Origin of the sequence: Pusillimonas sp. (assembly GCF_035515275.1) — a bacterium.
GTDB lineage: Bacteria > Pseudomonadota > Gammaproteobacteria > Burkholderiales > Burkholderiaceae_B > Pusillimonas.
In genome coordinates this window covers 1-15,316 of sequence record NZ_DATJBQ010000095.1, presented here as the reverse complement: position 1 = coordinate 15,316, position 15,316 = coordinate 1, and the positions used below count along the sequence as shown (strand labels likewise).

The 15,316-nt window shown below is 59.9% G+C and carries 13 protein-coding genes; 9 read left to right on the top strand and 4 right to left on the bottom strand.

From position 1 onward, the window contains the following. The 3 genes from boxB to VL003_RS06995 all read right to left on the bottom strand — a co-directional run. Nucleotides 1-1,398 (bottom strand): benzoyl-CoA 2,3-epoxidase subunit BoxB (boxB, locus tag VL003_RS07005; protein ID WP_325440953.1); only part of this gene is annotated, 1,398 nt, incomplete at its 3' end. A gap of 24 nt (nucleotides 1,399-1,422) precedes the next feature. After that, nucleotides 1,423-3,099: a 2,3-epoxybenzoyl-CoA dihydrolase gene (gene boxC / locus VL003_RS07000; protein WP_325440951.1), complete on the bottom strand. Its 1,677-nt coding sequence runs from the start codon at nucleotides 3,097-3,099 to the stop codon at nucleotides 1,423-1,425. A gap of 116 nt (nucleotides 3,100-3,215) precedes the next feature. After that, nucleotides 3,216-4,154, bottom strand: coding sequence for a helix-turn-helix transcriptional regulator (locus VL003_RS06995; RefSeq protein WP_325440949.1), 939 nt, complete (start codon nucleotides 4,152-4,154; stop codon nucleotides 3,216-3,218). Nucleotides 4,155-4,303: 149 nt separating this feature from the next. On the opposite strand from VL003_RS06995, the gene VL003_RS06990 reads away from it, so the two are divergent. The 9 genes from VL003_RS06990 (at nucleotide 4,304) to VL003_RS06950 (ending at nucleotide 13,519) form a co-directional block, all read left to right on the top strand. Further along, nucleotides 4,304-4,774: a 4-hydroxylaminobenzoate lyase gene (locus tag VL003_RS06990; RefSeq protein ID WP_325440947.1), complete on the top strand. Its 471-nt coding sequence runs from the start codon at nucleotides 4,304-4,306 to the stop codon at nucleotides 4,772-4,774. 85 nt (nucleotides 4,775-4,859) lie between these two features. Beyond that, nucleotides 4,860-6,398 (top strand): 3,4-dehydroadipyl-CoA semialdehyde dehydrogenase, encoded by a 1,539-nt coding sequence (locus VL003_RS06985; protein ID WP_325440946.1) that lies wholly within the window; start codon nucleotides 4,860-4,862, stop codon nucleotides 6,396-6,398. Nucleotides 6,399-6,511: 113 nt separating this feature from the next. Next, complete coding sequence (locus VL003_RS06980; RefSeq protein WP_325440944.1) at nucleotides 6,512-8,065, top strand: benzoate-CoA ligase family protein; 1,554 nt, start codon at nucleotides 6,512-6,514, stop codon at nucleotides 8,063-8,065. Between the two features lies 1 nt (nucleotide 8,066). Continuing rightward, the gene (locus tag VL003_RS06975) at nucleotides 8,067-8,879 is read left to right on the top strand and encodes an alpha/beta fold hydrolase (protein WP_414708258.1); all 813 of its coding nucleotides are present in this window, start codon (nucleotides 8,067-8,069) and stop codon (nucleotides 8,877-8,879) included. Nucleotides 8,880-8,938: 59 nt separating this feature from the next. Next, nucleotides 8,939-10,096 (top strand): ABC transporter substrate-binding protein, encoded by a 1,158-nt coding sequence (locus VL003_RS06970; protein ID WP_325440940.1) that lies wholly within the window; start codon nucleotides 8,939-8,941, stop codon nucleotides 10,094-10,096. A 71-nt stretch (nucleotides 10,097-10,167) separates the two neighbouring features. Then, on the top strand, nucleotides 10,168-11,049 hold the full coding sequence (locus tag VL003_RS06965) for a branched-chain amino acid ABC transporter permease (protein ID WP_325440938.1): 882 nt from the start codon (nucleotides 10,168-10,170) through the stop codon (nucleotides 11,047-11,049). Between the two features lie 7 nt (nucleotides 11,050-11,056). Further along, nucleotides 11,057-12,055 (top strand): branched-chain amino acid ABC transporter permease, encoded by a 999-nt coding sequence (locus tag VL003_RS06960; protein WP_325440936.1) that lies wholly within the window; start codon nucleotides 11,057-11,059, stop codon nucleotides 12,053-12,055. Between the two features lie 10 nt (nucleotides 12,056-12,065). Then, nucleotides 12,066-12,812, top strand: coding sequence for an ABC transporter ATP-binding protein (locus VL003_RS06955; protein WP_325440934.1), 747 nt, complete (start codon nucleotides 12,066-12,068; stop codon nucleotides 12,810-12,812). Further along, entirely contained in the window at nucleotides 12,809-13,519 is a 711-nt protein-coding gene (locus tag VL003_RS06950) for an ABC transporter ATP-binding protein (protein WP_325440932.1), read from the top strand. The genes VL003_RS06955 and VL003_RS06950 overlap by 4 nt, the downstream gene beginning before the upstream one ends. Nucleotides 13,520-13,613: 94 nt before the next feature. Here VL003_RS06950 and VL003_RS06945 read toward each other — a convergent pair. Next, on the bottom strand, nucleotides 13,614-15,316 hold a 1,703-nt coding region (locus VL003_RS06945; RefSeq protein ID WP_325440930.1), incomplete at its 5' end, for an autotransporter outer membrane beta-barrel domain-containing protein.

The window sequence follows — 15,316 nt, the reverse complement described above, 5'->3', positions numbered from 1 at the left end:
GGGCTGGCGATTAATGCCCATGACCGGAGGTGCGATCCAGTTGGCAAACTTGCCCGGCTCGACCACACGACCCATCAGCGAAGCGACAAACTCGCGGTCTTCAGGCGTAGGCAGCCACTCGTGTTCGTGGGCTTTCCATTGCTCTTCGGTCAGCACCTGGCCTTCGGGCGAAACGCGAATGCCTGCCAGCGTACCGATCTTGCGATTAAACGCCTTATGGGGAACGGTAAGACGGAACGCAATGCCGGCCTTCTCGAGCACCTTGTTCCAGCGGCCAACGCCCGCCACCGTGTCTTTGATGAAGTCGTCGCGCAGCACTTCGTTCAGTGCATTTAGCATGGGCACTTCGATTTCGCGCAGCTGCCCGTTCTGGACATCAAGAATACGGTAGGTGTCGTTCTTGAGCTGGTGGTCGTCGGTGCGCTTGCTTTCTTCGTAGCGGCCTTTAAGGCCCGAGCTATAGAAAATGGCAGCGTTGGACGACTGGTCGGCGCCGAAGAGGTCGATCGTGACACTGTAATGGAAGTTGATGTACCGCTGGATGGTAGGCAGGTCGATAACACCGGCGGCACGCAAGGCTTCGGGGTCTTCGGTCTTGAGTTCGTTCATGACCTGGGCCGTACGCTGCAGCACACGCGACACACCCGACTCACCCACAAACATGTGGTGGGCTTCTTCGGTCAGCATGAACTTGGTCGTGCGGGCCAGAGGGTCGAAGTTCGACTCGGACAGCGCGCTGAGCTGGAACTTGCCGTCGCGGTCGGTAAAGTACGTGAACATGTAAAACGCCAGCCAGTCGGGTGTTTTCTCGTTAAAAGCGCCCAAAATACGGGGGCTGTCTTCGCTGCCCGAGTTACGCTGCAGCAGTGCGTCGGCTTCTTCGCGGCCGTCGCGACCGAAGTAGCGATGCAGCAGGTAAACCATGGCCCACAGGTGGCGGCCTTCTTCGACGTTGACCTGGAACAGGTTGCGCAGGTCGTACAGCGAAGGGGCGGTAAGGCCCAGGTGGCGCTGTTGCTCGACCGATGCGGGCTCGGTGTCGCCTTGAGTAACAATGATGCGACGCAGGTTGGCACGGTGTTCACCGGGGGCTTCTTGCCAGACGTCCTGGCCGATGTGCTCGCCGAAGTGAACCTTGCGCTGGCCGTCTTGCGGCGTCAGGAAGATGCCCCAACGGTAGTCGGGCATTTTCACGTAGTCAAAGTGCGCCCAGCCGTCGGGTTGCACGCTGACTGCGGTACGCAGGTAAACGTCCATGTTCTGCGAAGCCTCGGGGCCCATGTCTTGCCACCACTTAAGGTAGTTGGGCTGCCAGTGCTCGAGCGCGCGTTGCAGCGTGCGGTCGCTGGACAGGTTGACGTTATTGGGAATCTTCTCGGAATAATTGATGCCTGACATGTATATGCTCCTTAATTCGTGCGCTTACACGCGGTTCCAATCAAAGTTGGCTTTTTCACCCTTGCCGTACAACTTGAGGGCGCCCTTCTCGCCCGAGGCGTTGGGTCGATAGAAAATCCAGTTCTGCCATGCAGACAGACGACCGAAAATACGGGTTTCCATGCTTTCAACGCTATTGAAACGCAGGTTGGCCTCAAGGCCGGTAAGCGAATCGGGCGACAAAGCGCTGCGTTCTTCGAGGGCGATGCGGATCTCGTCGTCCCAGTCGAGGCTGTCGAGCGCGTAGGTAACCAGGCCCAGCTCTTCGGCTTGGGCTGCGTCGATACGCTTGCCGATCGTGGCCGACACGGCGCCGATGGCAGGCTCTTCTTCGTAGAAGCGGCGAGCGATACGACTTTGGCCGTTGACCATGGGGTAAACGCCCAGGTTCAAGCCATTGACGGCGATTTCGACGGGCTGATCGGGATCATCGAGCATGTAGCTGCGATCGCAAGCCAGGGCCAGCTCAAGCAGGGTGCCGACAAAGCAGGAACCAGGCTCGATCAGGGCAAACAGCGAACGCGAGGTGACATCAAGGCGAGCCAGCGTGCGGCGCAGCATGCCGCGGGTTTCGCGAACAAACCAGTTGTCGGCAAATTTTTCGAGCGTAGCATCGGCCTGGAGCACTTTGGCGGCGTCGCCCTGGGTGCGAATGACCCAGGTGCCGATGTCGAGCTCGTTGGTACGCAGTTGCAGAATGGCGTCGTCAAGCTCGCGAGCCATTTGCAGGGGCCACCAGGCCACGCCTTCGGCCAGAATGGCGTCAAGGCTATCGGCGACTTGCTCGGGGCCGCGTACTACCAGGTTGGCAATGCGCTTCTGGCGATCGATTTGAACGTCGACATATTTGTACGACAGGCCGTTCTCGGAGTCGGTACGCTGCACAGGAGTAAGGACTACGCCTTTGCCGTCTGCGGGACGGTCGCTGCCGGCGGCCAGTTCCTCAGCGCGTTTTTGCACGCCTTCGGCAAACTGGGCCGGCTTGATCACGTCGTCGACCAGACGCCATTCTTTGGCACGGTCGCCGCGCACGCCTTCGACCAGGGTGCAGAAAATGTCGGCGCGGTCGTGACGCACTTTGCGCTTGTCGGTCACGCGGGTCAGGCCGCCTGTACCGGGCAACACACCCAGCAGCGGCACTTCGGGCAGCGACACTGCCGACGAGCGGTCGTCGATAAGCAGGATCTCGTCGCAAGCCAGGGCCAGCTCGTAGCCGCCGCCGGCACATGCGCCGTTCAAGGCAGCGACGAACTTAAGGCCGCTATGGCGGCTGGAGTCTTCGATGCCGTTACGCGTTTCGTTGGTGAACTTGCAGAAGTTGACCTTCCAGGCATGGGAGGACAAACCCAGCATGAAAATATTGGCGCCCGAGCAGAAAATGCGGTCTTTATCGCTGGTAACCACGACAGTGCGCACTTCGGGGTGCTCGAAACGGATGCGCTGCAGTGCGTCGTGCAGTTCGATATCGACACCCAGGTCATACGAGTTGAGCTTGAGCTTATAGCCGGGACGCAGGCCGCCGTCTTCGGCGACGTCCATGGCCAAGGTAGCGACCTGGCCGTCAAAGGAAAGCCTCCAGTGCTTGTATTGGCTGGGGTCTGTACGGAAGTCGACGCGGCTGCTCGCTGCTTGCTCGACCGCTGGGTTGGCGACTTGATTCATCGATATCTCCTAGTTTTTTGAAGCCCGAACAATAGTGCATGTTTAAATGGTGCATGCATAATAATGCAAGTGTGTTTTGACGTCAATCAAAACATGCAAGAAAATGCATGGACTCTTCAGGCCGCCTGCAAGGGCAGGCCCGCGACTTCGCGGATGTGCGTGCGCAGGTCGTTGAACGATTCAGAAAGAGACTGGTTGCTGGTCGAGCAGATGAAATCTGCCTTGGAATAAAAAGCCTCGCGGCTGGCGAGAATGCGTTTGAGATCGGCCATGGCCTCGTTGTTGCCGGCCATGGGACGGAAGTCGCCCTGAGCCATGACGCGCTCCATGTGGTCTTCGGGCGTTGCCTTGACCCACACACTATAGCAATGAGCCAGCATGAGATTCATGGTAGAGGGCTCGGACACCAGGCCGCCGGGTGTGGCAAGCACCATGTCCGGGTAAAGCTGAAGCGCTTCTTCGAGCGCGCGGCGTTCGTAGCGGCGGTATGCCGTGGCACCGTACAAGCTGTGAATTTCAAGGATTCCGCAGCCGGCAACGCGTTCGATTTCGTTGCTAAGCTCAATAAAAGGATAGCCGATATCGGCCGCCAGCATGCGCCCCAGCGTGGATTTCCCGGCACCTCGCAAACCCACCAATGCAATCTGGCGCATGCGGTTATGGGGCGACGTTTCGGCCCGGCCGGCGAATAGTTCGGAAAGCGTTTGGCGCGCCAGTTGCAGTTCTTGTTCGCCCCGGCCCTGAAGCAGCTCGCGAATAAGCAGCCACTCGGGCGTTGAAGTCGTAATGTCGCCCACCAGCTCGGCCAGCACGCAGTTGAATGCACCTGCAATGCTTTGCAGAACCAGTATGGACACGTTGCCCACCCCGCGTTCCAGGTTGGCCAGGTGGCGCTCGGAAACCGAGGCCGCGCGGGCGAGCTCCTTGCGGGTCATGCCCCGTCTGGCACGCAAACGGCGTACACGTTCCCCCAACGCAACCAGGTAGGGGTCACGCTCTGTCTCCGCATTGGCCCCCGAACTGGGGGCCTTATTGTCTAATGCTTTATTGTTCACCCAGATAAACCCTAAGAAAGCCGTCGATATGCATTATAGTGCTTGACAGCCGAGAAGAAAAGGCATAATTTTCACCCTGGCAAGCATATCGGACGGCACTCTATTGCGAGCCTCACCACGCAAGCAATCCGATTCTAGAAGGACCCAACATGAGCAACATCGAGACATTCCAGGGGCTCGTCCGCCAGGTAACAGATTTTATCGGCGCCCAGCCCCTCGACAAAGACCTTCAGCAAAAACTCAATCAACAGTTCCCGTACGACGGCGAACTGTGCCAAAGCATTGTCGAAACCTGTAGAAAAGCGGCGCAAGACGGCTGGATGTGCCAGTACGAGGGCGGCGGCGTGCGATACGGACGCGTCATCAAGCCCGCCGCAGAACTCAATAACTATTCCGTCGACGTGGTCGACATGGAAGACATCGCAGGCCCGCATCACCGGCATCCCAATGGCGAGATCGATCTGATCATGCCCATTTCCGACGACGCCCGTTTCGACGGCCATTCTCGTGGATGGCTGGTGTACGGCCCCGACAGCGCCCACAGCCCTACTGTTACGCAAGGGCGCGCCCTGGTGCTCTACCTCTTGCCGGAAGGCAAGATCGAGTTCACCAGGCAGTAATCGCAGTACGCGACGGCCGCATTATTGCCAGCCGTCTTTTCCGGCGGAATCTGTTCGCCCCGATTTCCACAGAAACGACATACCTATGAAGAAACTTGCTAACTATGTTCAGGGCCAATGGCTGGAAGGCGCCGGCAAGGGCACAACCCTGCATGACCCGGTTCTGGGCACGGCACTGGCCTCGGCCGGCGCCGACGGCATTGACATGGCCGCAGCGTACGACTTCGCTCGCAAACAAGGCGGCACCGCCTTGCGCAGGCTCAGTTACGCACAGCGCGCGGGCCTGCTCGCCCAAGTGGCGCAGGTACTTCAAGCCAATCGCGACAAGTACTACGACATTTCCCTGCAAAACTCGGGCACCGTCAAAAACGACACCGCGGTTGACGTGGACGGCAGCATCTACACGCTTTCGTACTACGCCAAGCTGGGCGCCAAACTTCAAGACGGCAAACTGCACCTGGAAGGCAACGCCGATCCGCTGGCCAAAGAAAATGCCTTTGCCACCCAGCACGTCGAGGTTCCCTCGCACGGCGTGGCGCTGTTGATCAACGCCTTCAACTTCCCCGCCTGGGGCCTGTGGGAAAAGGCCGCTCCGGCCTTGCTTTCAGGCGTGGCCGTCATGGTCAAGCCGGCCACGGCGACCGCCTGGCTTACTCACGAAATGGTCAAAGACGTTGTCGAGGCCGGCATACTGCCCGAAGGCAGCCTGAACATTGTCTGCGGCCGTCCCGACGGCCTTATCGACGCCCTGAACGGCCTGGACCTGGTGTCGTTCACCGGTTCGGCCGAGACCGCCGCCACGCTAAGACAGCATCCGCGCATCCAGCACGACGGGGTGCGTTTCAATGCCGAGACCGACAGCGTCAACTGTGCCCTTCTTGACCCTGACGCCACCGGTACCGACCTGCTGGTGCGCGAGGTGGTACGCGAACTTACCATTAAGTCGGGCCAGAAATGTACGGCGATCCGCCGCATTCTGGTACCCCAGGCCAGCTACGACACCGTAGCCAAGGCCATTGCCGACAAACTGCAATCCATCACTGTAGGCGACCCGCGCAACGAATCGGTGCGCATGGGCAGCCTGGTCAGCGCTTCGCAAGCCGAAGCCGTCAAGGCCGGCATCGAGCTGCTGGCCCAGCACTGCGACGTTATTTTCGACGGTCGCAGCCAAAGCACGGTACTTGCCGACGCCCCTGACCATGCTTGCGTGGCACCCATGTTGTTCGGCGCGCCCGACCCCGACAATCTCGACCTGGTTCACGAGACCGAGGTTTTCGGCCCTGTCGCCACCCTCATGCCTTACCGCGACGCCGAACATGCGTTCGCATTGGCGCGACGCGGCATGGGTTCGCTGGTGGCCTCGGTCTATGGCGAAGATGCCGATTTTCTGGCGCTGGCCGCCCTGAACCTGGCCGAAAGCCATGGCCGGGTGCATATTATCAATAGCGAAGTGGCCAAAGTGCAGACCGGTCATGGCAATGCCATGCCCCAGTCCAACCACGGCGGCCCCGGACGCGCCGGCGGCGGCCAAGAGCTTGGCGGCCTGCGCGCACTGGCTTTTTATCACCGTCTGGCAGCAGTCCAGGCCTCACCCGACGTGCTTGCACGCCTGGCAACGCTTTAACACGTACAACCCCACGCCGGCAACCTGTTCATACATAGCAACAAGCAGTACTAGGCACTACACAAGAAGCGCACGTACCGCTCGCAGCACCGACGCACCATCTGGAGACCCTGATGCAAGCCTGCCCTGCAGAACTTAATTTCGCCCAATATATTGTCGAAACCAACGCCGGCCGTGCCGACAAAACCGCCTATATCGACAGCCAGGGCACCCTGTCGTATGGCGACATGGCGAAACGCATTGCCAAGTTTGCGGGCTTGCTGCACGAACTGGGCATCCGCCGCGAAGAACGCATACTGCTTTCCATGCACGACACCAACGACTGGCCGGTGGTATTTCTGGGCGCGCTGCATGCGGGCGTGGTGCCGGTTGCTGTAAACACCCTGCTGCCGGCTGCCGACTACGCCTACATGATGGAACACAGCCGTTGCCAGGGCGTGTTTGTGTCCGGCCCGTTGGTGTCCACCATCCAGGAAGCGCTTGCCACCGCCAGCCACGAGGTCAAGCATGTTGTGGTGTCGCGCCCCGAAGGCCCCCTGGCGGCCGACCATATAGAACTCGAAACCCGCCTGAGCCAGGCCGCCGCCGTTCCGCCTATAAGAACCAAGTCTGACGAAATCGCTTTCTGGTTGTATTCGTCGGGTTCGACCGGCCAGCCCAAGGGCGTGGTTCATTGCCATGCCAACCTCTGGTACACCGCCGAGCTTTACGGCAAGCCCATACTGGGCGTGCGCGAAGACGACATCGTATTTTCGGCGGCCAAGCTGTTCTTTGCGTATGGCCTGGGCAACGGGCTGACCTTCCCGCTCTCCGTCGGCGCAACCGTGGTGCTGATGGACGAACGCCCCACCCCTGCTGCCGTGTACAAGCGCCTGGTCGAGCACCAGCCCACCGTCTTTTGCGGTGTGCCCACCTTGTACGCCAGCATGTTGGCCTACGACGCCATGCCCACCAAAGACCAGGTCTCCATGCGCATTTGCGCGTCGGCCGGCGAGGCGCTTCCGCGCGATATCGGCGAGCGCTTCACCCGTCAGTTCGGCTGCCGCATCCTTGACGGCATCGGCTCAACCGAAATGCTGCATATCTTCTTGTCGAATCGCGAGAACGACCTGCGCTACGGCACAACCGGCAAGCCGGTTCCGGGTTACGAGGTCGAGCTTCGCGACGACGAAGGCCACCCTGTACCGTGCGGCAGCATCGGCGACCTTTACATCAAGGGGCCGAGCGCGGCCGTCATGTACTGGAACGACCGCAAGCGCACTTGTTCCACCTTTCTGGGGGACTGGACCAAAAGCGGCGACAAATACGTTTGCGACGAAGACGGCTACTACACGTATTCAGGGCGCAGCGACGACATGATCAAAGTCAGCGGCCAGTATGTTTCGCCCATTGAAGTCGAGAACATTCTTATCCAGCACACCGCCGTGCTCGAAGCGGCCGTTATCGGCACCTGCGACAGCCAGGGCCTGATCAAGACCACCGCCTACGTGGTGCTGCGCTCGGGCAACAGCGCCTGCGAAGCCATTGAGCAAGAGCTTCAGGCTTTCGTCAAAGGCCAGCTTGCGCCGTTCAAGTATCCGCGCACCATCCATTTTGTAGACGAACTGCCCAAGACCGCCACCGGCAAAATCCAGCGTTTCCGCCTTCGTCAGCAAGAAACCCACTGACATGCAAATGGCCGCCACAACTTCTTCATCCGGCGTCGCGCGCATCCAGGCGCTGGGTCGCGACATCGATATCGAGTATTACCTGATCTCGCCCGAGAAGCAGGACGCCGACCTGCTCGTGTTCCTGCACGAAGGCCTGGGGTCGGCTTCTATGTGGAAGGACTGGCCCGCGCAAGTGTGCGCGGCGGCCGGTTGCAGGGGTTTGGTGTTTTCGCGCTATGGCTATGGTGCCAGCACACCGCGACCACTCGACGAAAAATGGCCGGTCCAGTACATGCACGACCAGGCGCGCGAAGCCCTGCCGGCATTGTTCAATGCCTTGGGCATGCAAGACGAAAAGCCGGTCTTGTACGGCCATAGCGACGGCGGCTCGATCGCGCTGCTCTATGCGGCCATGTACCCCGATGCCGTAAAAGGTATCGTCGTTGCCGCACCGCATATTTTCGTCGAAGACATTTCGGTCGAAAGCATTGCCAAAGCCCGAGACGCCTTTTTGCAAACCGACCTTCCGCAACGTCTGGGCCGGTATCACAGCAACGCCGAGGCCACCTTCTGGGCATGGAACGACATCTGGCTTGATCCCAGGTTTCTTGAATGGAATATTGAGGCGTATCTCGACAAGATCGCCTGCCCGATACTGGCTGTGCAGGGCGTGGACGACGAGTACGGCACGCTCGATCAAATTCAAGGGATTAAACGTATTGCAACACATGCAAAGCTCTGTATTATTGAGCGCTGCCGCCATTCCCCCCATAAAGACCAACCCGAAATAATCACAAACGAGGTCGCGAACTTCATGCGCGACCTCGTCTGAACCGCGCGTTACGCGCACCCCCTGAAGTCATCCTTTTTCATAATAAACAGGAGTAGGCAATGAAAAAAACGCTCACCCGCACTGCCCTCGCTACAGTGCTCGCATTCAGCGCAGGCAGCGCAGTCGCCGCCGTCAAAGTCGGTTTCATGCTGCCTTATAGCGGTACGTATGCCAAACTGGGCGAAGCCATCGAGAGCGGCTTCAAGCTGTATGTTCAAGAACAAGGCGGAAAACTTGCCGGCCAGGAAATCGAGTACTTCAAGGTCGACGACGAATCCAACCCCTCGAAAGGCCCCGAAAACGCGAACCGCCTGATCAAGCGCGACCAAGTCGACATCCTGGTCGGCACGGTTCACTCGGGCGTGGCAATGGCTCTGGCCAAAGCTGCTAACGACTCCGACACCACGCTGATTATTCCTAACGCCGGCGCCGACGCCATTACCGGCCCGCTGTGCAGCAAGAACGTGTTCCGCTCGTCGTTCTCGAACTGGCAGCCTGGTTACGCCATGGGCGTGGTCGCTGCCGAAAACGGCGACAAAACCGCAGTTACCATTTCCTGGAACTACGCAGCGGGCAAAGAATCGACCGACGGCTTCAAAGAGTCGTTTGAAAAGGGCGGCGGCAAGGTTGTAAAACACCTGACCCTGCCCTTCCCCAACGTCGAGTTCCAGCCGTTGCTGACCGAAATTGCATCGATCAAACCTGACGCGGTCTACACCTTCTTTGCAGGTGGCGGTGCGGTCAAGTTCACACAAGATTACGCAGCAGCCGGTCTGAAAGACAGCATTCCCCTGTACGGCGCCGGCTTCCTGACCGACGGCACGCTTGAAGCCCAAGGCGCTTCTGCACAAGGCCTGCTTACCGCCCTGCACTACGCAGACGGCCTGAACACACCGCGTGACAATGCCTTCCGCGAAAGCTATATCAAGAACTTCCCCGCGCTTCCACCCGATGTCTACGCCGTACAAGGTTATGACGCTGCACAGATGCTCGAAGCTGGCCTGAAAGCCGTCAACGGCGACGTCAGCAAGAAAGACGACATGCGCAACGCCATCCGTAGCGCCAAGATCGACAGCCCTCGCGGCGAGTTCACCCTCTCGAAAGCGGGCAACCCCGTGCAAGACATGTACTTGCGTAAGGTCGACGGTCTCGAGAATAAAAAAGTAAAAGTCGCCGTTGAAAAACTGGCCGACCCCGCTCGCGGCTGCAAGCTGTAATACTCCGCCTGCATCCTCTGCTACCGCTAGTGCGGTCGCAGAGGATTTCTAGTTGAACCAAAGGAATACTCGTGGACCCGGCAATCTTCCTGATCCAATGTTTAAATGCCGTGCAATACGGGCTGCTGCTTTTTCTTGTTGCCAGCGGCCTGACTCTCATCTTCGGCATCATGGGCATCATCAATCTCGCCCATGGCAGTTTCTACATGATCGGGGCCTACATGGCCTTTGCATTACAGCCCCTGGTCGCTCAATACCTGGGCGGCGGCTTTGTCGTTACGGTGCTGGCATGCGTGCTTCTGGCCACGTTGCTGGGTTATTTTCTTGAGTGGGCTTTTTATAGTTATCTGTACACCCGCGAGCACCTGCAGCAAGTGCTCATGACCTACGGTCTTATTCTTGTCTTCGAAGAACTGCGCAGCATACTGGTGGGCAACGACGTACACGGCGTGCCCGTTCCTTCGTGGCTGGCGGGGTCCATACAATTGGGCGAAGTCATGACCTACCCCGTTTATCGCCTGTTCATTTCGGCGGTCTGCATCCTGGTCGCCCTTCTGATGTTCTGGGTGCTTACGCGCACCCGCCTGGGCATGATGATTCGCGCAGGGGCCAGCAACCGCGAAATGATCAACTCGCTGGGCATCGACATCAATCGCCTTTTCCGCATCGTATTCGCCATTGGTGTTGCGCTGGCTGCATTGGCAGGCGCCATCGCCGCGCCGGTGTCGTCGGTGTACCCGGGTATGGGCAACGCAGTACTGATCATTTGCTTTGTCGTGGTGGTTATCGGCGGCATCGGCTCGATCAAGGGCGCCTTTCTGGCCGCCATGCTGGTCGGCTTTGTCGACACCTTCGGGCAGGTGTTCTTCCCCGCTGCGGCCGGCGTCATGGTGTATTTGCTCATGGCCGCCATTCTTCTATTCAAGCCCGAAGGGCTATTTAAACAAGGCTGACACACGTATGCGTTTCATTCTACGTGCCATTTTGCTGCTGGTGCTTATTGCGCTGATACTGGCTTTGCCATCCATCGCCACCAGCTACTACACCAGTCTGGTCATCAAGATCATGATCTACGCGCTATTTGCGCTTAGCCTGCAATTGCTTGTGGGCTGTACCGGGCTGGTCAGCCTGGGGCATTGCGCGTTTTTCGGTATCGCGGCGTATTTTGTTACGCTGCTGTCGCCCGAATCGGGTGCCGGCAACATGCTGCTGCTTCTGCCCGGCGCCGTGCTGGCCGCCATGCTCTATGCCGTCGTCACCGGCGCTCTGGCGCTGCGCACCAAAGGCATTTATTTCATCATGGTTACGCTGGCCTTTGCACAAATGGCCTACTACGTATTCCACGACACCGCCCTGGGCGGCGGCACCGACGGCATCTACTTGTATTTCCGCCCTGAAATCCGCTTGGGCGACTGGGTCTTGCTGAATATCGACAATCAGTTCGTGTTCTATGTCTTTACCCTGGCCTGCCTGCTGCTGACCTGGGTGTTCCTGTCCTTGCTGATGCGCTCGCGTTTCGGCGCCGCGCTCACCGGCATTCGCGTCAACGAACAGCGCATGCGCGCTGCCGGCTACTCCACTTTTCAGTACAAGCTTACGGCCTACATTATCGCGGCTGGTCTGGCCGGGGTGGCCGGGGTCCTTTACGCCGCCAAAGACGGCTATGTCAACCCCGAACTGCTGGCCTGGGAGCAATCCGGCCTGGTGCTGCTCATGGTCATTCTGGGTGGCATGGGGCGCCTGTGGGGCGCAGTGGTCGGGGCTGTTGCCCTTACGCTGTTGCAAGAGGTCTTCCAGTCGCAGGCGCTGTTCGGCGAATTCGCCAAAAACTGGCACCTGACCTTCGGCCTGGCCATTATCGCTTTGGTTGCAGCCTTGCCCCAAGGTCTGGCGGGGCTTCCCGATCAGTGGCGCAATCGCAGCCGTTCCAAGTCCATCACCTCGGCTCCGGCTCAGTAAAGGCAGCACCATGACGCAAACCTTATTATCGGCCCAGAAAATCACTCGCCGCTTCGGCGGCCTGACGGCCATCGACAATGTTTCGCTCGAGCTCAAGCGCGGGGCCGTGCATGCCGTCATCGGCACCAACGGCGCAGGCAAATCCACTCTGGTCAGCGTCCTGTCGGGCGAGCTGGCGCCCAACGAGGGCACCATCTTCATGAACCAGCAGAACATCACCACTTGGTCGCAACCCAAGCGTGCGCGTGCAGGCATGGGTCGCAGCTATCAGCGCACCACCATTTTCCCTTCGTTAACCGTGCACGAAAACTGCCGGCTTACAGCACAAGCCAACCACCAGCACTTCTGGAGCTGGACGCCGTCAAGCCATTGCACCAAAAGCAACGAAGCCGCCGACCATGCCCTTGAGTTAGCCGGCCTTTCGGCATTCAGCAATCAGATTGCGGGGTTGCTGTCTCACGGCGGCAAGCGCCAGCTTGAAATCGCCATGAGCCTGTCCACTCACCCCAGCGTGCTGCTGCTCGACGAGCCGCTTGCAGGCATGGGCTCAGAAGAAACCGACCGCATGCTCAATCTGCTCGACTCGCTAAAAAGCGAACACGCCATTTTGCTGGTCGAGCACGATATGGACGCCGTCTTTCGTATTTCCGACGAGATCACCGTGATGGTCAACGGTGCAGTCATCGCCCATGGCGACCCGGCAAGCATCAAAGCCAACCCATTGGTACAGACTGCTTATCTCGGAGACGAAGAATGACGACGCTTATTGAAGCCTCCGGGCTGCACACTTACTACGGCGCCAGCCACATCTTGCAAGGCGTCGACCTGCGTATCGACGCGGGCGAATCCATCGGTCTGCTGGGCCGAAACGGCATGGGCAAGACCACGCTCATCCGTACCATAATGGGGCATATTGCGCCGGCCAAGGGCAAAATCGTTATTCGGGGCCGCGACAATACCCAGGCGCAACCGCATCAGGTCGCCCGACAAGGGGTGGCCTATGTCCCCGAGGGCCGCGGAATTTTCCCCAACCTCGATGTCCGCGAAAACCTGCTTGTGGCTTCCAGGCCGGGCTACAAGGGCCGAAAAGACTGGACCTACCAGCGCGTACTCGATACCTTTCCACGCCTTACCGAACGCCTGAGCCATGGCGGCCAACAGCTTTCGGGCGGCGAGCAACAAATGCTGGCCATCGGTCGCGCGCTCATGACCAACCCCGACGTGCTCATTCTGGACGAAGCCACCGAAGGCCTCGCCCCGCTGATCATCGCCGAAATCTGGCGCATTATCGAAGCCATTCGCGAAACGGGCGTTGCCACCCTTATCGTGGACCGCAACTATCGAAAAGTGCTGACACATACCGACCGATGCGTCGTACTTGAAAAAGGCCGGGTCGTTGAACAACGTGACAGCGCCACGCTGGCCAGCCAAACAGACCTGCTGACGCGATATTTGGGCGTCTGATTCTCCCCGCCCTTAAAGCATGGGCGGGGCGACTCTACAGTGAGCTACCCCGCCCACACATGACTCAGGTGTGGGCCCCACCCATTACAAGACACTAGAACGCCCAGCGCACACTCGCCTGTGCGCTATGGTCGCGGGTGTGGCCCGCCAGCTGACCCGCATAGTTCAACGCCACGCGAGTATGGCGCCCAACAGACCAGCCCAGACCCACGTCGGCGAGCAAGGCATTGCGGGCCAGTGGGGCCCCAACTACCTTGAAGGCATCGCCGGTGGTGAAGCGCAGTTGCCGGGTGGGTGTCACGTCGCCGAATGCGTGGCGCCAGCCTAATCCCACTTCCAGCTGCAAGCGGCCGCTCTTGTCCGTTGCCACGTCGGTACCCAGACGTAACCCCAGCGTCGAGAAGCCGACGGCGTCGCGACGGCCGGCGTCCTGCAGCCCGAATACGGCGTTATCCTCTGCGAAAGCCGATTGGCGCAGCCACATCTGAGCCAGGCCGGCATAGGGCTCGAGCGTGGCCCCGCCCAGATCAATGCTACGCGCCGCTTCGACAAAAACCTGCAGCACCTGAGCATCGCGTTTCGAACTGGATGACGCATGAGCCGTCCAATCGATGGTTCGGCGCGTATCAAGTTGGTACCACGACTGCGTCAACCCACCCCGGAAGGACCATGGCCCGTGCTGCATGCCTGCATAGGCCATGGCGTGATAACCGTCGGCGCGGACGCGGTCGAGACGGGCGTCATCCCTGAGGGTTGAGTTGGTGTAGGAGAACCCAAGGCCCGCGCGGGCCTGCCTGCCCTCCCGTTCGCCCAGGGAAAAATCGCCCCCAAGCGCCAGCCCGCCCAGCGAGCGATCCAGGGCCCGGGCCTGTGTGCCGCCGCCCAGGCGCCCCCAATTGCCAAAGACTTGCCCCCACATGCCGCGATCATTGCTCACGCCGGCCTGAGAGAACGCGGCCGCGCCCCGCCCGCTGTGCATGGGATCACGCAGCGCCTGGCGTGTGCGGTGCAATACGGTGTGACGCAGCAGGTCGCCGGTGTCGAACAAGGCGGATTGGGTCGAGGCGTAGATCTCTCCGGTGAGCGACTCATACAGCGCCGGCACCACCGTGGCGTCTTGAATGCCCACGATCTCGTCGTAGGCCTTGCCCGACAGGCCCTGGCTTTCAACCGCATTGGCCATGGCGCGCTGATTACCGGTGCGCGCAAAACTGGCAAAGGACGTAGCGTTGCGCTCGACTGACAACGAGAAGGCAGAAGCGCCACGACTGGCAGCCAGGTCAATGAACAGACCGTCAAGGTTGGTTTCGTCGAACGCGCCCGACAGCGCGCCCCCCGATTCGAGGAAGGAATACTGTCGGCCCAGGTGGGCGGCACGCAGCCCCAACACCCGCAAGCCGCCGCCCTGGATATCGACATCGCCGGTAACCACCAGCTTGTCGGTAACGCCCTGGGGACTGAGTTCGAGTTCAAGCAAAGATCCGGCTTGCTGGGTGTAGTTGCCCGCGACGGTCAGCGTGCCCACAGAGTTGCCCGGCTGCACGAGGCCATAGACAAGCGTGTTGCCCACCATACCGCTTCCGCCCAGCGCTGCTTCCTGACCGATGGTAAGCAGCGCTGAATCGGCGATCGAGCCGTTGACCACGAGCTTGCCGCCGCTAATCACGGTGGCGCCGGTATAACTGTTGTTGCCGGTCATGACAAGCACACCCGCTCCGGTCTTGGCCAGCCCCCCCGACCCGCTGATGTCATTGCTCCAAAGCGAGCTGTATCCACGCGTATCGACGCTGAATACGG